This window comes from Amycolatopsis nivea (assembly GCF_004522235.1).
Classification (GTDB): Bacteria; Actinomycetota; Actinomycetes; order Mycobacteriales; family Pseudonocardiaceae; genus Amycolatopsis; species Amycolatopsis nivea.
The window spans coordinates 109,120-125,480 of record NZ_SDLT01000017.1 but is presented as its reverse complement, the minus strand read 5'-3'; the positions used below and the strand labels follow the sequence as shown (position 1 = coordinate 125,480).

General features: G+C 69.9%; 14 protein-coding genes and 1 pseudogene. 12 read left to right on the top strand and 3 right to left on the bottom strand.

The window, feature by feature from the left end:
- Window positions 1–63: 63 nt before the first annotated feature.
- The 12 genes and pseudogenes from EIZ44_RS21300 (at window position 64) to EIZ44_RS21245 (ending at window position 11,744) form a co-directional block, all read left to right on the top strand.
- Entirely contained in the window at window positions 64–1,674 is a 1,611-nt protein-coding gene (locus EIZ44_RS21300; RefSeq protein ID WP_134730699.1) for a DUF6801 domain-containing protein, read from the top strand.
- Between the two features lie 110 nt (window positions 1,675–1,784).
- Window positions 1,785–2,531 (top strand): hypothetical protein, encoded by a 747-nt coding sequence (locus tag EIZ44_RS21295; protein WP_134730697.1) that lies wholly within the window; start codon window positions 1,785–1,787, stop codon window positions 2,529–2,531.
- Window positions 2,528–3,359 (top strand): annotated as a pseudogene (locus EIZ44_RS21290) (MlaE family ABC transporter permease). Before EIZ44_RS21295 ends, EIZ44_RS21290 begins: the two are co-directional and overlap by 4 nt.
- Window positions 3,360–4,175, top strand: a complete 816-nt coding sequence (locus EIZ44_RS21285) for an MlaE family ABC transporter permease (protein WP_134666823.1) — start codon at window positions 3,360–3,362, stop codon at window positions 4,173–4,175.
- A complete protein-coding gene (locus EIZ44_RS21280; RefSeq protein ID WP_134730695.1) occupies window positions 4,172–5,356 on the top strand; it encodes an MCE family protein in 1,185 nt (394 codons plus the stop codon). The genes EIZ44_RS21285 and EIZ44_RS21280 overlap by 4 nt, the downstream gene beginning before the upstream one ends.
- 172 nt (window positions 5,357–5,528) lie before the next feature.
- A complete protein-coding gene (locus tag EIZ44_RS21275; RefSeq protein WP_134730693.1) occupies window positions 5,529–6,545 on the top strand; it encodes an MCE family protein in 1,017 nt (338 codons plus the stop codon).
- Window positions 6,542–7,552, top strand: a complete 1,011-nt coding sequence (locus EIZ44_RS21270) for an MCE family protein (RefSeq protein WP_240690791.1) — start codon at window positions 6,542–6,544, stop codon at window positions 7,550–7,552. The genes EIZ44_RS21275 and EIZ44_RS21270 overlap by 4 nt, the downstream gene beginning before the upstream one ends.
- Window positions 7,552–8,550, top strand: a complete 999-nt coding sequence (locus EIZ44_RS21265) for an MCE family protein (RefSeq protein ID WP_134730691.1) — start codon at window positions 7,552–7,554, stop codon at window positions 8,548–8,550. The genes EIZ44_RS21270 and EIZ44_RS21265 overlap by 1 nt, the downstream gene beginning before the upstream one ends.
- Window positions 8,547–9,518, top strand: coding sequence for an MCE family protein (locus EIZ44_RS21260; RefSeq protein ID WP_134730689.1), 972 nt, complete (start codon window positions 8,547–8,549; stop codon window positions 9,516–9,518). Before EIZ44_RS21265 ends, EIZ44_RS21260 begins: the two co-directional genes overlap by 4 nt.
- Complete coding sequence (locus EIZ44_RS21255) at window positions 9,518–10,624, top strand: MlaD family protein (RefSeq protein ID WP_134730687.1); 1,107 nt, start codon at window positions 9,518–9,520, stop codon at window positions 10,622–10,624. The genes EIZ44_RS21260 and EIZ44_RS21255 overlap by 1 nt, the downstream gene beginning before the upstream one ends.
- On the top strand, window positions 10,621–11,127 hold the full coding sequence (locus tag EIZ44_RS21250) for an Rv1363c family protein (RefSeq protein WP_134730685.1): 507 nt from the start codon (window positions 10,621–10,623) through the stop codon (window positions 11,125–11,127). The genes EIZ44_RS21255 and EIZ44_RS21250 overlap by 4 nt, the downstream gene beginning before the upstream one ends.
- Window positions 11,124–11,744: a hypothetical protein gene (locus EIZ44_RS21245; protein ID WP_134730683.1), complete on the top strand. Its 621-nt coding sequence runs from the start codon at window positions 11,124–11,126 to the stop codon at window positions 11,742–11,744. Before EIZ44_RS21250 ends, EIZ44_RS21245 begins: the two co-directional genes overlap by 4 nt.
- 87 nt (window positions 11,745–11,831) lie before the next feature.
- Here the strand turns inward: EIZ44_RS21245 and EIZ44_RS21240 are convergent, their stop codons facing one another.
- The 3 genes from EIZ44_RS21240 to EIZ44_RS21230 form a co-directional block, all read right to left on the bottom strand.
- The gene (locus EIZ44_RS21240; protein ID WP_134730681.1) at window positions 11,832–13,028 is read right to left on the bottom strand and encodes a PucR family transcriptional regulator; all 1,197 of its coding nucleotides are present in this window, start codon (window positions 13,026–13,028) and stop codon (window positions 11,832–11,834) included.
- Between the two features lie 31 nt (window positions 13,029–13,059).
- The gene (locus tag EIZ44_RS21235; protein WP_134730679.1) at window positions 13,060–14,394 is read right to left on the bottom strand and encodes a PucR family transcriptional regulator; all 1,335 of its coding nucleotides are present in this window, start codon (window positions 14,392–14,394) and stop codon (window positions 13,060–13,062) included.
- A 196-nt stretch (window positions 14,395–14,590) separates the two neighbouring features.
- Entirely contained in the window at window positions 14,591–15,544 is a 954-nt protein-coding gene (locus EIZ44_RS21230; RefSeq protein ID WP_134730677.1) for an alpha/beta fold hydrolase, read from the bottom strand.
- Window positions 15,545–16,361 lie beyond the last annotated feature (817 nt).

Sequence of the window (16,361 nt, the reverse complement as noted above, 5' to 3'; positions counted from 1 at the left end):
TGCGCGGGCAATCGCGGCGGTATTTTCCGGAAACATTGTCCCGATTCCCCGAGGTGACGAGCCGTGAAGTTTCCGTGGAAGTCGAGAAAAGCGGCCGGTGCGCTGGCCGCCCTGACCGTCGCGAGCGCCGCGGCGGCCGCCACGCTGGCCGGGGCCGGGCTGTCGCAAGCCGCGCCGGCCAGCCTGACCCTGAACTACACCTGCCCGTTCCCGCTCATCGGCGACCAGGTGCTCGCGGTGAAGATCGACACCAACCTGCCGGACAACGCGGTCGCGGGTTCGGCGTCCACGCCGATCAAGTTCGACGTGGACGTGACCGTCCCGGAGACCGCGACCGAAGGCCTCGCGCTGGTCGGCGCCACAACCCTGGACGGTTCGGCCAAGGCGGCGGCCCAGCTCAAGTATCCCGTCGACAAGACGCTGAACCTCGGCCTCCCGCTCACGATCCCCTCGACGCCGGTGCCGCCGTCCGGCGCGTTCCACGTCAAGACCAGCGGCCAGGCCCCGGCCGTGACGTTCCCCAGCGCGGGCACCGCGTCGGTGACCGTCGGGAACTTCAGCACGACGATGACCCCGCGCACCGCGTCCGGCCAGCCCACCGATCTCGGCACGTTCACCTCGGACTGCGTCGTCGTCCCCGGCCAGAACCAGCAGTTGGGCACCTTCGAGATCAAGCCCGGCGGAGGCACGACGACGCCGTCCTCCCCGACTTCCTCGACCTCCTCGATCGTGCCGACCTCGTCCACCGAGCCGACCCAGCCGACCTCGCCGACCTCGCCAACGTCGCCGACGTCGTCCACGGAGCCCACTCAGCCGACGTCTCCGACCGAGCCCACGTCGACGCAGCCGACTTCGCCCACCCAGCCGACGTCGTCCACTGAGCCGACCCAACCCACTTCCTCGACGCAGCCGACGTCCTCCACGGAACCGACGCAGCCCACGTCCCCGACCCAACCGACGTCCTCCACCGAGCCGACGCAACCCACCTCGCCCACCTCACCGACGTCGTCGACCGAGCCGACCCAGCCCACCTCCTCGACCCAACCGACCTCGCCGACCTCCTCCACCGAACCAACCCAGCCGACGTCCCCGACCCAGCCGACGTCCCCGACCCAATCCACGGAACCGACCACCCAGCCGACCCAGCCCACCACCACGCCGCCGGGCAGCACCTCCTTCACCTACTCGCTCCGCGGCAAAACCACGCTCAAGCAACTGCACGCCACCCTGCCGCTCGGCCCCGGCAAGCTCGAAGCGAAACTCGACGCGGCCGCGGGCACGTTCGACGCCCGGTTCGCCCTGCCCGCGGAGGACGTGCACTTCCGGCTGTTCGGCTTCCTCCCCGCCTCCGCGACGGTCAAGCTGAGCCAGGCCGGCGCGATCGACGGCACCCTCGCCAACGGGACGGCCAAGGCGAACGCCAAGGTGGACGTCCGGCTCGCCAAAGTGCGCCTGCTCGGCTTCCCGGTCATGACCTCGAACTCCTGCCGCACGAAAACTCCGGCCGTGGTGCCGCTCGCGTCGGCGTCCGGGTTCGACCCCACCGCCGGCGGCAAGCTGACCGCGACCTACGCCATTCCGGCATTCACCGGCTGCGGTTTCCTGACCGGCCAGATCACCGATCTCGCCTCCGGCCCGGGCAACAAACTGGACGTGACGCTCACCCGGAAGTGAATTCGTCCCGCGAAAACGCCGACCGGCGTGACAAGAACGCGAAAATCCTTGTGCGGCAACGAGAATCGGCATTAGCTTCGGAAAGGATCGCCTTCGATGAGGAAGTCCGAATGTCTGCGCTGACCCGGTTCTCGCTGGTGCTGGTGCTGGTGCTGGCCGCGTTCTCGCTGGGCTCCGCGCAAGCCGCGCCCGGCGACAACGCGCCAGCACCGGCGCCCGCTGCCGTCAATTTCCCCGTCGGGTTCTATGTCGGCGACGCACAGCAGCCCACCACCAGCCACGTCGCGAAGCTGGGTTCGGACATCAGCTTTCCGCAGGGCCGGTTCGACGGCGCCCTGCTAGGCCTCAGCGGCCGCGTGCCGCTGACCGGCAAGCTCAGCATCCCCGTGACCGAAAGCTATTTCGTCGCCTTCCGCTTCATGCCCGCCACCGGCACGGTCGAGCTCGTCCCGGACGGCGATGTCACCGGCACCACCCAGGTGCTGACCGGCAAGGACACCAACTGCAAGCAGACGGGAACCAACCTCTGCGCCGATTCCGAGGTCACTGCGAAGGTCTTCGTGAAGCTGTCGAACGTCAAAGTGGACGGCAAGCCGCTCGACGTCGGCCCGGACTGCCGCACCGCGCAGCCTGCCGAGGTGACCCTGAAAGCCTTGCTGCCGCTGGCTTTCCCCGCACCGCCGGCGAAGGTGACGACCACCTTCACGACGCCGCCGTTCGCCGGCTGCGTCGGCCACGAGGACTACAGCCGCCTGTTCACCGGGCTGGTTTCCGGACCGGGCAACACTTTGACGACCGATCTGGTGCTCCGCTGCGTCGGCAGCTCGGGCCCGAACGGGTGCGGGACGGCGCCGTGACGACCCTGCTGACCGAGCTCCCGCAACGGGCGGCGAGCGGCCTGCGCGAGTTCGGCCGGATGTGCGCGATGGGGCTGGACATCATCCTCGCGATGTTCCGCCGCCCGTACCAGGTCCGGGAATTCGTCCAGCAGTTCTGGTTCATCGCCAGCGTGTCCATCTCGCCGGCGATCCTCGTCTCCATCCCGTTCGGCGCGGTGATCTCGCTGCAGCTCGGCTCGCTCACCAGCCAGATCGGCGCGCAGCAGTTCAACGGCGCGGCGAGCGTGCTGGCCGTCGTGCAGCAGGCCAGCCCGATCGTCACGACGCTGATCATCTCCGGCGCGGGCGGCAGCGCGATCTGCGCCGACCTCGGCGCGCGCACCATCCGCGAGGAGATCGACGCGATGGAGGTGCTCGGCGTTTCGGTGATCCAGCGGCTGGTCGTGCCGCGCGTGCAGGCGGCGGTCCTCGCGTGCGTCCTGCTCAACGGANCAGGCGGCGGTCCTCGCGTGCGTCCTGCTCAACGGACTGGTCAGCGTGGTCGGCGTGCTCGGCGGCTACTTCTTCAACGTCATCGTCCAGGGCGGCACTCCCGGGGCCTACCTGGCCAGCTTCAACGCGCTCGCGCAGCTGTCCGATCTCGTCGCCAGCTCGGTGAAAGCGGTCATCTTCGGCTTCCTCGCCGGGGTGGTGGCGTCCTACCGCGGCCTGAACCCGAAGGGCGGGCCGAAGGGGGTCGGCGACGTCGTCAACCAGTCGGTCGTCATCACGTTCCTGCTGCTGTTCTTCGTCAACACCGTGCTGACCGCCCTGTACCTGCAACTCGTTCCGGCGAAGGGAACCTGAGTGGTCAACCTCAGCAAGCCCGGCGACAAGCTGTTCGACCTCGGCGACCAGCTGCTGTTCTACGTCCGCGCGCTCGCGGCCGTCCCGCTCGCGGTGACCCGCTACTCCCGCGAGGTCGTGCGGCTGCTGGCCGAGGTGACGTTCGGCAGCGGCGCGCTCGCGGTGATCGGCGGCACGATCGGCGTGATGGTCGGGCTGTGCGTGTTCACCGGCGTCACGGTGGGGCTGCAGGGATTCAGCGCGCTCAACCAGATCAACATCTCGGCGATGACGGGCTTCCTGACCGCGTACTTCAACACCCGGGAGATCGCGCCGCTCGTCGCCGGGCTCGCGCTTTCGTCCACAGTGGGTAGCGGGTTCACCGCCCAGCTCGGCGCGATGCGGATCTCCGAGGAAATCGACGCGCTCGAGGTGATGGCCGTGCGGAGCATGCCGTACCTGGTGACGACGCGGATCGTCGCCGGGTTCGTCGCGATCATCCCGCTGTACGTCATCGGTTTGCTGATCTCCTACCTCGGCTCCCGGCTGACCACGGTCGTCTTCTTCGGACAGTCCGGCGGCACCTACGACCATTACTTCACGCTGTTCCTGCCGCCGGGCGACGTGCTGTGGTCCTTCGGGAAAGTGCTGGTCTTCAGCGTCGGCGTGATCCTCACGCACTGTTTCTACGGTTACCGCGCGAGCGGCGGACCGGCGGGCGTCGGGGTCGCGGTGGGCCGGGCCGTGCGGACGTCCATCGTGCTGATCAGCGTGCTCGACCTGTTCCTCTCGCTGGCCATCTGGGGCGCGACGACCACGGTCAAGGTGTCCGGATGAACCGGGCGGCCACGCAGCTGGCCGGGGTCGCGTTCCTCGGCGTGCTCGCTTTGCTCGGGTACCTCGCGGTGGCGATCTACGACAAGGATTTCGACGACTCCGTGCTGGTGACGCTGGAAGCGGACCGGGTCGGCAGCCAGCTCGCGCCGACGGCCGAGGTGAAGGTCAAGGGGGTGCCCTTCGGCGAGGTCCGGGCGGTGCGCAGCACGCCGTCCGGAGCCGAGATCGACCTGGCCCTCGACCCGGCGAAGATCGGGCAGCTGCCAGGCAACGTCTCCGCGCGGCTGCTGCCGAAGACGGTGTTCGGCGAGCGGTATGTCAACCTCGTGCTGCCCGCTCGCCCGGTCGGCGCGCTGCGTGCGGGCGACGTCATCACGCAGGACCGCTCGGCCAACGCGATCGAGCTGGAGCGCGTGCTCGGCGATCTGCTGCCGCTGCTGCGGGCGGTCCAGCCGGAGAAGCTGAACAGCTCGCTCGGCGCGATCTCGCTCGCCCTCGACAACCGCGGGAAACCGCTCGGCGACAGCATCGTGCAGCTGCAGGACCTGCTGGCCAAGCTGAACCCGTTGCTGCCGCAGTTCAAGGCGGACATCACCGGACTCGCCGACGCCGCCGACGTCTACACCGGCGCGGCGCCGGACATCCTCCAGGCCTTGAGCGATTTGTCGACTACCGCGAAGACCATTGTGGACACTCGCGGCGACCTGGGCAGTCTTTACTCGAGCGTGACCGGGGCCGCCGGGAACCTGAACGATTTCCTGCGGAAGAACGCGGACAACCTCATCGGGGTGTCCGCCGCGAGCCGTCCGTCGCTGGAGCTGCTGTCGCGGTACTCGCCCGAGTTCCCGTGCCTGTTCGATGCCGTCAACCGGCTCAAGCCGCTGATGGAGAAAGCGCTCGGCAAAGGAACGAACGAACCGGGCCTGCACGTGACGCTGACCGTGCAGGACCCGCGCGACAAGTACGTGCCCGGCCGCGACAGCCCGCGCTACGACGCGACCGGCGGCCCGAAGTGCTACGGCGGCGGCGCGGCCCCGGGAGGCGATCTCGGCCCGGCGAACTCGCCGGGGGAGCGGCAGCTGGTCGCCGAGATTCTGCGGCCCTCGTTGGGGGAAGTGCCGGATTGGAGCAGTGTCCTCATCGGACCGGCACTGCGCGGAACGGAGGTGACTGTCCGATGAGGAGCACTGTCTGGCGCCGCACTCGCCCAGCCCGAAGCGGACTCCCGACCGGTACTCGCGGCCTGCCGTTCGTGAGGGGAACCCTGAGGGAATCAGATTCCCTCAGGGTTCCCCTCACGAACCGTCGCCGAGCCGGATCGACGCGCGTCGCCTTGAGCTCCGGGGATTGCCGATGAGGAGCGTCGTGGGGCCTGCGTTCAAGGGGTTGCTTTTCTTTGTCGTCACCGTGTGCGCCACCGCGGTGCTGGCGATCACGATCGCCAACTCGGGCGTGGGTACGACGGTCGGCTACACCGCCCGCTTCACCGACGCGACTTCGGTCAACCCCGGCGACGAGGTCCGGATGGCCGGCGTGCGGATCGGCCAGGTCGACGAGGTGCGCGTGGTCGAGCACCGGCTCGCCGACGTCACCTTCTCCGTCGACCGGACCCACCGGCTCACCGCCGCGGCCTCGGTCGTGATCCGCTACCGCAACCTGGTCGGGCAGCGCTACCTCTCGGTCGACCCCGGCACCGCCGAAACGGCCCCGACGCTCGGCGACGGCGCGTTGATCCCGCCGGACAAGACGAAACCGGCGCTCGACCTGACCACGTTGTTCAACGGCTTCAAACCGCTTTTCCAAGCCCTGTCGCCGAAAGACGTCAACCAGCTGTCCTTCGAGATCATCCAGGTCCTGCAAGGCGAGGGCAGCACGATCGAAAGCCTGTTGCAGCACACGGCGTCGCTGACGTCCACTTTGGCCGGAAAGGACGCCGTGATCGGCAAGGTGATCGGCAACCTCAACACGCTCCTCGACACCGTGAACGCGCAGGGCGACCAGTTCGACGCGCTCGTGGACACGACAGCACAACTGGTCACCGGCCTCGCCGCGGACGCGAAACCGATCGGCCAGGCCATCGGCGGCCTCGGCGAACTCACGACATCCACCGCCGGGCTGCTGCAGGACGGCCGCCAGCCGCTCAAGGACAGCATTTCCGCGCTCGGCGACCTGTCCAAGAACCTCGCCGACAACACCCCGGTGTTCGAGCAGTTCCTCGCCAACTTGCCGAAGAAACTCGACCGCATCGGCACGATCTTCTCCTACGGCTCGTGGGCGAACTTCTACCTCTGCTCCGTGCAGACCGACGCGAAGCCCGCGCCCGGCGGGCCGATGCCCGGCATTCCGGTGACCGCTGCGAGGTGCCGGTGAAACCGCCGCGCATCAAGCCGTTCCGGCTGCGCAACCCCATCGCCGTCGGTGCGGTGACCGCGCTGGTCATGGCACTGATCGGCACCGCGACCTTCTTCTCCGACGACCTGCCGATCATCGGCGGCGGCACGACCTACAAGGCGGAGTTCCGCGAGGCCGCCGGGCTGCGGCCGAACGACGAGGTCCGGGTCGCCGGGGTGAAGGTCGGCGAGGTCACCGAGGTCGGGCTGGCCGGCGACCACGTCGAGGTGCTGTTCCGGGTCAAGGACGCCTGGGTGGGCAACCGGACGACCGCGGCGATCAAGATCAAGACCTTGCTGGGCCAGAAGAACCTTGTGCTCGACCCGGTCGGCAACGGCGAGCTGAACCCGGACCAGCCGATCCCGGTCGAGCGCACGAGTTCGCCGTACGACGTCACCGCGGTTTTCAACGACCTGGCCGGAACCGTCGGGGCCATCGACACCGGCCAGCTCGCACAGGCGTTCCGCACGCTGTCGGAGACGCTCGGCGCGTCGGCGCCCAGCGACGTCCGGACCGCGTTCAACGGGATCGCGGCCCTGTCCCAAACGCTCGCGTCCCGCGACGACGAGCTGGTGAAGCTGTTCCAGAACACCAACAAGGTCTCGAAGACCCTCGGCGAGCGCTCCGGTCAGATCCAGGCCCTCATCCGCGACGGCACCACGCTGCTCAAGGAACTGAACGACCGCAAGGACGCGATCGCGAAGCTGTTCAGCGGGATCAAGAATCTGTCGATCCAGCTGCGCGGACTGGTCGCGGAGAACCAGAAAACCCTGGGTCCCGCACTCGACCAGCTCGACCGCGTCGCGACCGTGCTCCAGCGGAACCAGGGGCGGCTCGAGGACAGCCTGCGCCTGGCCGGACCGTTCTACCGGCTGCTCGGCAACGCCGTCGGCAACGGCCGCTGGATCGACACCTATCTGTGCGGGCTCGTCCCGAACGGCGCCGCACCGGGCAGCTGCCTGCCACCGAAGAACGGGGGACGCTGATGGCGCACCAGCTCATCGACCTGGGAGCCCACGCGCGACGGCGGGCCCGGCTGCGCGCGCTCGCGCTCGGCGTGGTGTGCGCGCTCCTGGTCACGGCGGGATGGCAGCTGGCGACCGCGCCGCGCGAGCGCACTGTGACCGCGTATTTCAGCGCCGCCGTCGGCATCTACCCGAACTCGGACGTGCGCGTCCTCGGGGTCGCCATCGGCTCGGTGTCCCAAGTGGAGCCGAACGGCACCGACGTCAAAGTGACCATGACGCTCAAGCCGGACGTGCGGTTGCCCGCGAACGCCGGCGCGGTCGTCATCACGCCCAGCCTGGTCGCCGACCGGTACGTGCAGCTCACGCCCGTCTTCACCGGCGGGCCCGAGCTGCCCGACGGCGCGTCGATCCCGCGCGAGCGCACCGCGACGCCGGTCGAGGTCGACGATCTGCTGCGCAGCCTCAACCAGCTGATGGCGGCGCTCGGCCCACAGGGCGCCAACAAGGACGGCGCGGTCAGCGACGTCCTCACGAAGTCGGCCGCGTACCTCGACGGCAACGGCGCGACGATCGGGCAGGCGATCAAGAATCTCGGCGAATTCGCCCGCGCGGCAAGCGATTCCAAGGACGACCTGTTCAGCTCGGTGGACAACATCAGCAAGTTCACCGCGATGCTCGCCGCGAACGACGGCCAGGTGAAACAGGCCATCGCGCAGATCTCGTCGCTCAGCAAGGTCCTCGCCGACCAGCGCGACCAGTTCTCCGGCGCGCTGACCGAACTGACCCAGGCACTCGGCGTCGTGCAGGGATTCATCAAGGACAACCGGGGCAAGGTGCAGTCCGATGTGGACAAACTGGCCGGGGTCACGAAGGTGCTGGTGAACCAGAAGGACTCGCTCGCCGAGGCGCTGAGCGCCGCCCCGAACGCGCTGACCAACCTGCTCGGAGCCTACGACCCGGACGCCGGCGTCATCGACGGCCGCGGCAACCTCCTCGAATTCCCGGAGACGAAATGAAATCCCTGGCGAAGGCCGCGGCGGTGCTGACGCTGGTCCTGGTCACCACCGGATGCGGGACGGGGGTGAGCGTGTACGACCTCCCGCTGCCCGGCGGCGCCGCGCTCGGCGACCACCCGATCCACGTCACCGCGAGCTTCGCCGACGTGCTGGACCTCGTGCCGCAGTCCGGCGTCAAGGTCAACGACGTGCCGGTCGGCCAGGTCACCAAGGTGCGGCTCGCGCCGGACGGGCACAGCGCGATCGTGGACCTGGTGCTCAACGGCGACGTCGACCTGCCCGCCAATGCCGTCGCGCGGCTGCGGCAGGCCAGCATCCTCGGCGAGAAGTTCGTCGAGCTGGCCCCGCCGCCCGACGCGACCCCGGCAGGCAGGCTGGTGGACCGGGCGGTCATCCCGCTCGACCGCTCCACGCTGACCCCGCAGATCGAGGAGGTCTTCGGCGCGCTTTCCCTGTTGCTCAACGGCGGCGGCGTGGCGCAGGTCCAGAACATCAGCCACCAGCTCAACGCGGCGCTCGGCGGCAAGGAAACCGCGGCCCGCAGTCTGCTGTCCAGTTTGGACACGCTGGTCAAGGGGCTCGACGAACAACGCGGCGAGATCACCCGGGCGATCGAGAGCGTCAACCGGCTCGCCGAAACGCTGAACGCGCACACCGACCAGATCACCACGACGCTCAACGGCCTGACCCCGGGCATCAGCGTGCTCAACCAGCAGCGGGAGGCGCTGGTCGGGATGCTCAAATCGCTCGACGGGCTGACCTCGGTCGCCGTCACCACGGTCAACCGCAGCAAGGACGACCTGGTCGCCGACCTCCAGGCCCTCGCGCCCCTGCTGCGGCGGCTGGCCGATTCCGGGGACAAGCTGCCGAAGGCGATGGAGATGATCTTCACCTTCCCGTTCCCGGACGCGACGCTGGACGCGATCCGCGGCGACTACCTCAACGGCTTCCTCAAGACAGGCCACTGATGCTGACCCGGTTCGTGCGCGTCCAGGTGACGCTGTTCGTCGTCATCGCCGTTGTCGGCGTGGCCTACGTCGGGGCCACTTATGCCGGTCTGGACAAGGTGTTTTTCGGCCGCGGTTACACCGTGAAGGCGCAATTCCCCACCGGCGGCGGCATTTTCACCAACGCCGAGGTCACGTATCGGGGAGTGCCGATCGGCCGGGTCGGGCAGCTCCGGCTCACGTCCGCTGGAATGGAAGCGGATCTCGAGATCGATTCCGGCACCGCATCCGTCCCCGCCGACACCGAAGCCGTCGTCGCCGATCGGTCGGCGGTCGGCGAGCAGTACGTCGACCTGCGGCCGCGCACCGCTGGCGGGCCAATGCTGCACGACGGTTCGGTGATCACCCAGGACAACACGAAGATCCCGCTTCCGGTGGACACCGTGCTGTCTACTGTGGACTCTTTCGCGTCGTCGGTGCCCAAGCCCGCCCTGCGCACCGTCGTCGACGAGCTGTACAACGCGACGTCCGGCGCCGGTCCCGCGCTGGACCAGCTGGTCGGCCGCGGCATCGAGTTCGTGCAAGCCGCGAGCGCGCACGTCGCGCCCCTGACCCAGCTCGTCACCGACGCACACACCGTGCTGGACACCCAGGCGCAGCAGGCGGACGCGATCCGCAGCTTCGGCGCCAATGCCAAACTGCTCGCGTCGACCTTGAAGCAATCCGACGGGGACCTCCGCAAGCTCATTCCGGCAGTGCCCGCCGCGGCGAACGAGGTCGGTTCGCTGATCCGCGACTCCGGTCCGCAGCTGGGCGTGCTGCTCGCGAACCTGCTCACCACCGCGGACGTCCTCGAATCCCGGCAAAGCGGGATCCGGCAGCTGCTGATCACCGCGCCGCGGGCAGTCGGCGCGGCCAGCGCGGTCGTCCGGCCGGACGGGGCGCATTTCGGACTGTCGCTGTCGTTCTTCGACCCGCCGCCGTGCACGACGGGATACACGACGCCGTATCGCGACGGTCTCGACACCTCGACCAGGCCGCTGAACACCGCCGCACGGTGCGCGCTGCCGAAGGGCGACCCGACGAACGTGCGCGGCTCGCAAAACGCACCGGGAGGACAGCCGTGAGGATTTTCGCGTCGCTGGCCCAGATCGCCGCGGTCCTCGCGACCGCGGCGGCCGGCTGGACCGGGTACACCTGGTGGCAAGCCGCGCACGACGACGGCGTCGCGCGCGCGGTCGTCCGGGAGGATGCCTTGCAAGCCGGGCGTTCCGCGATCGCCGGACTGACCACTTTGGACTACCGGCAGGCGGCGGCCGGATACCAGCACTGGCTGGACGTGTCCGGCGGCGCGCTGCACGACGAGCTGGCGCAAGATCGCCAAGGCAGCCTCGACCGGATCGCCCAGGCGAAAACCGTCACCACCGGGAAGGTGACCGACGCCGCGGTGACCGAAGTGGACACTGGCGCGGGCACGGCGAAGCTGATCACCTCCGTGGAACTGGTCGTGACGCCCGCCGGTCAGGAGGCGGTGACCAAACGGTCCCGGTTCCAGGCCGAGCTGACCCGCGCTCCGGACGGATGGCGGGTCACCGCACTGGGCCAAGTCCCGGCAGGGGAGGCACCGTGACCACGCGAACGAAGAAACGGGTCGTGAAAGTAGCCGGACGCCACGGTGATCCGGCACCGGAACCGGACGACACCGTCGAAGAGCCAGCGGCACTGGTCGAGGAGCCTGCCTCGTCGCCGCGGAAGCGCCGAGCACCACTGGTTTTCGCGGCCGTCGCCGTCGTGATGGCCGCGCTGGCGGTGTGGTTCACCGTCGAGGCGCGCGACACGAACGCGGTGGTGGCACACAACACCGCGCTGTCCGACGTGTCGGGCACCGCGGACGCGGGCAAACAGATCAGCTCCGCGCTCGGCGCGCTTTTCTCCTACCGCTACGACGATCCGGCCCGCAACGACCGGGCGGCCAAGGACCTGCTGACCGGGTCCGCGCTCACCCAGTACACCCGGTTGTTCGGCCAGGTCCGCCAGCTCGCCGCCGAACAGAAGCTCGTCGTGACCTCGACCGCCGTCGCGTCCGGGGTGAAGCTCCTGGACGGAGATCGCGCGGCCCTGCTGGTGTTCCTCGACCAGACCGGCACGCGCGGCGACGGGCAGCGCAGCACCGGGGCCGCGCAGCTGAGCGTCACCGCCGAACGGATCGACGGGAAGTGGCGGATCACCGGGATGTCCGCCGCCTGAACGCTCCGGCAAAGTGCGTGAGGGGAACCCTGCGGGAATCTGATTCCGTCAGGGTTCCCCTCACACATCTCCGCGCCGGGGCAGCGTTCAGACCAGGGTCGCGCGGAGGGCGAGGATCAGCTCGAAACGGTCGTCCGGGTCCCACAACCGGCCCTCGAACATCGTCTCCAGCTCCTGGGCGCGTGCGCGCACGGTCTGCGGATGGATCGCGAGCCGGTCCGCCACCTCGCGGACGTTCCCGCGCGTCTCCAGCCAGGCCAGCAACGTCCTGGCCAACCGGCTGTACTGCTTCGCCGTCAAGGCGGCCAGCGGAGCCAGCCGGCGGCGGGAGACATTCGCCGGGAGCAATGGATCCTTGTGCAGCAACAGGGTTGAGAGATGATCCGCGCACCAGATCAGCGGCTCGTCCGGGAGCACGTTGGCGGCGACCAGCTGCAACGCCTCCCGCGCCGCCGTCAGCGAGCGGCCCGCGCGGTGCGGGGGCACCGGCGGGCCGACCGCCGCCCGATGTCCCGACAAGGCGGCGGTGAGCGGGCCTCGTTCCTCGGGTATCGCCAGCAACAACCGCGGCGCCGCGTCTTCGAGGTCTTCGAGAGCGTCGAGCCCGACGACGTCGGCCGGTCCGTCGAAAGCGACCGCGACCAACCGCCCTGGCAACGGCCACGCCGCGTCCGAGGCGGCTTCCTCGAGGATCTGGATCGGGGTCGGCGGGTCGGAGAGCAGCAGATCCAGCAGCCGGCGCCGGCGGCGTTCCCGCGCGCCCGTCGCCCGGGCCCGAGCGGCGGCGTGTCCTTCCACCGACAACGCCGACAGCTCGTCGATGTAGGCGAAAATCGCTTCGGCCAGCAGGCACAACGTCGCCGACGGCACCCCGGCCCGGGTGCCGACCTCGGCCATCCGCCGCCAGGTCACGCGCGCGCCGACCCGGTACGCCGCTTGCAGGACGTCGAGGTTGCGGCCCTGCTCGAACTCGTGCACGCCCAGCGCGACGAACACCCTCCGGCGGTCGTCGGCCACCGCGCCCGCCGCCGCGATCCGGTCGACGAACTGCAGGAGCGCCGTCTGCACGCCGCCGCGCAGCGCTTTGCCGAACGGGCCTTCGAGGGGTTGCGCGTAGCCGGGCACGGTGCGCTGGATTTCGCGCAGCACCTCGTCGGCGACGTCCAGCAGCCGAGGCCGGAAAACGGCGGCCAGTTCGCGGGGGAGCATCGCCCACAGCCGCCCCGGCCGTCCGTCTCCGCTCAGCATCGGTCCGAAGGCTGTCTCGCCGGACAGTCCTGTCACATGCCTCACCACTTCGCTGGGATGACGCGGTTCAGGAGCCGAGCAGCGCTTCCGCGCGCAGGGCGATCTCCAGGTCGAGCCGGTCGTCGGCGTTGTCGAGCCGCGCGCCGAACAGTTCGGTGAGCTGGTGCATGCGGTACCGGACGGTCTGCGGATGCACCTTGAGGATCTTCGCGATCTCGGGTGCGCTGCCCCGGGACTGCAGCCAGATCAGCAGGGTCTCGCCGAGCCGCGCGCGCTGTTTCGGCGTGAGGTCCCGGAACGGCTCCAGGCTGCGCTCGCACAGTTCGCGGACCAGGAATTCGTCGGCGAGAAGCCACAGCGTCGACAGGTGGTCCGCGCAGTGCGTGACCGGCGCGTCCGCCAGCACGCCGCGCTGGACCAGCCGCAGCGTCCGGCGCGCCCAGAGCAGCGACCGGGGCGCGTCGGCGAGCCGGACGGCGGGGCCGAGCACCGCGCGCCAGCCGGGCAGCCGCTCGGCGAGGTCGGCCAGATGCTCGTCCGGGGCTCCGGTGACCAGGCACGGTTCGGTGCCTTCGAAGTCGACGAGGACGTCCGGATGGAGGTCGGGGGTGGCGAGGCGATGCTGCCCGGAGCGCGGTTCGAGGGCGACGACAGTGACCTCTTCCGGGAGCGCCCACTGCGCGGCGGCGGCCTGCGCGGCGATGGTCTGCGGCGCGGACGGCGGATCGGCGAGCAGCAGGTCGAGCAGCCGGCGCCGGCGGCGGGCCAGATTCCCGGCCGCGCGGGTCTGCGCCGCCGTGTAGCCCTCGATCGACAGCGCGGAGATCTCGTCGACGTAGGCGAAAATGGCTTCCGCGCTGGTGCAGAGCGTTTCCGCGGGGAGCCCGGCGGTCTGCCCGAACTCCGAGAGGTGCCGCCACGCCACCCGCCCGCCGACCCGGTAAGCGGTCTGCAGGCAGTCGAGGCTGCGGCCCTCGGCGAACTCGATCTTGCCCAGGTCGCGGAAGACCGCCGACCAGGCGGCGGCCGGAGCGGCCGCGGGCTTGCCGACGCTGTCGAGGCACTGCACGATCGCCTGCCGCACGCCCTGGGTGATGACGTGCCCGAACGCGCCTTCGATCGGCTGCCGGTACTCCGGCACCGCCAGCTGGACCTCGCGCAGGATGGCCGTCGCCAGCGGATCGACCCGCGGCGTGAAGCGGACCGCCAGCTCGCGGGGGAGCGACGCCCACAGCCCGAGCGCGCTGGAAGCCCGGACCGGCCGGGTTTCCGCGGGGCTCCGGGGGGCGGGCGGGACCGGCCCGGAACGCGGGCGGGCGGAAGGTCCGGCGGTGCGTTCGCCGGGGTGCGGCCGGTAGCCCAGCGGTGCGGGACGGACGAACCCGGAGTCCACGTCGGTCATGTTTTTATCCTTGCTGGCAACAAAACCGGCCTCTTCGCGGTCGAAGCCGATCCAGATTTTGCGGCACAGGCAACATAATTTCCCCGGAACGGCACTGTCAACGGGCCGGTGACCGCCGGGTCCGTCGCCCGTCCGGACTACACCCGAACGGGTGGAAACACCTGGGTGGAGGTGATACCTCCGGACGCCGCGAATGCTATCCGGATGACAATTTTCCGGCGGGCGTTTTCGCGTCCCCGACCGAGGCGGCGAGCCGGGCGGCCACGTCGGCGGCGGTGAGCCGCGCGGGCTCGGTGTCGGCGAGGAACTCGTTGAGCAGCAGGCAAAACCCGTCGGGGTCGGCCACGTGTGGAAAGTGTTTCGCGTTTTCCTGGACGACGAGCCTGCTGTGCGGCAGGAGTTCGGCGGTCCGCCGCCCGTGCGCGACCGGGATGAGCGGGTCGCGCGCGCCCCAGACCAGCAGCATCGGCACCGACTCGGCCAGGTACAGTTTCTCCGCGGCGCTCGCGCGCTGGCCGCGCAGGTCGATCAGGCTGCCCGCGATGGACAGGAACGCCCGCCGCCGCCCGGGATCGGCGAGGGAGCCGAAATGCCGGGCCAGCTCTCGTGTTTCAGTTTTCAACGACCCGCCGAGCCGCCTGCCGAGCCGCGCCGCCTCGCGGGCGAGCGCGAGCGTCGCAGGGTTGACGGCCAGCGCGAGGAAGGCCGCCGCGCCGGGCAACGCGGCGGCCCGGAGCGCCGGGCTCACCTCCGTGCCGAGCCCGGCGCTGCCGACCAGGACCAGCCGGTCGCACATTTCCGGGAATTGGTAGGAGAACTGCATCGCGATGCCGCCGCCCAGCGAATGCCCGACGACGGTCGCGTGCCGGACGCCGGACACCGCGAGCACGTCCCGCACGATGCTCGCCATCGCGCCGAGCCCGTAGTCCGCGCGGGGTGCGTCCGAATCGCCGTGTCCGGGCAGATCCAGTGCCAGCACGCGTCGGTCGAAGGTAGTGCGGCGGTCGAAAACCGGGTTCCAGGTCGCCATGCTGCCCGCGATTCCGTGCAGCAGCACGACTGCTTCGTCGCCGGTGTCGGTCGCGGGCCGGTATTCGCGCAGCCGGACCCGTCGGCCGTGGAGGACGAGGGTGTACGTCTCGAGTGTCATCGGCAGCCTTTCTCGCGAATCCGAAATTAGGGCAGCCGCTCGCTTTCCCCGCTGTGGCAAACGCCACTTTCCGGGAATTCGGGACGCGCGTGACAGTAAAAGAAACGAAAAAACGTTCGCGGGTGCGGATTTTCCGGGACCGCCGAACGGCTTGTCGACATCGCGGCGGGGTCCGGGTCATCCTCGACGCATGGTCGCAATGACGCACCGGACGCGCTGATGTCGTGCCGCGCGAGGATTCATTTCGCCCGCCAAGAGCACCGGCCGCCCTCGCCGCGGCCGCGCGGGAGACCGTGGCGGCGGATGCTGCCGATGCCTGCCAGCAGGCTGGAGCGGGCACCGGCCGGGGACTGCCCCGGATGACGACCGCGCGGCTGCTCCGCCTGTTCCGGCGCGCCCGGCGGCGCGGCCCTGGGGGCGCGCCCCGCTTCGCTGAGGTCCGTGAAGGACTCCTTGCCGGACTCAGATTCCCTCAAGGAGCCCTTCACGGACGTTCGCGGCGCAGGACCGCGCGCGTGGGCCGGTCGCGGGTTAGTTCTCCGTTGGACGGTGTGCCCGCATGAGGCGCTGGGCGCGCAGGGCGAGTTGCGTGCCGAGCCGGTCGTCGGTGTCCTTGGGCCGGTCGCCGAAAAGGAGTCCTTCACGGACGTTCGCGGCGCCGGAGCGCGCGCATGGACCGGTCGCCGGTCAGTTGTCCGTCGGACGGTGCGCCCGCATGAGGCGTTGGGCGCGCAGGGTGAGTTGCATGCCGAGCCAGTCGCCGAAAAGGAGTCCTTTACGGACGTTCGCGACACCGGGGCGCGCCCGTGGACCGGTC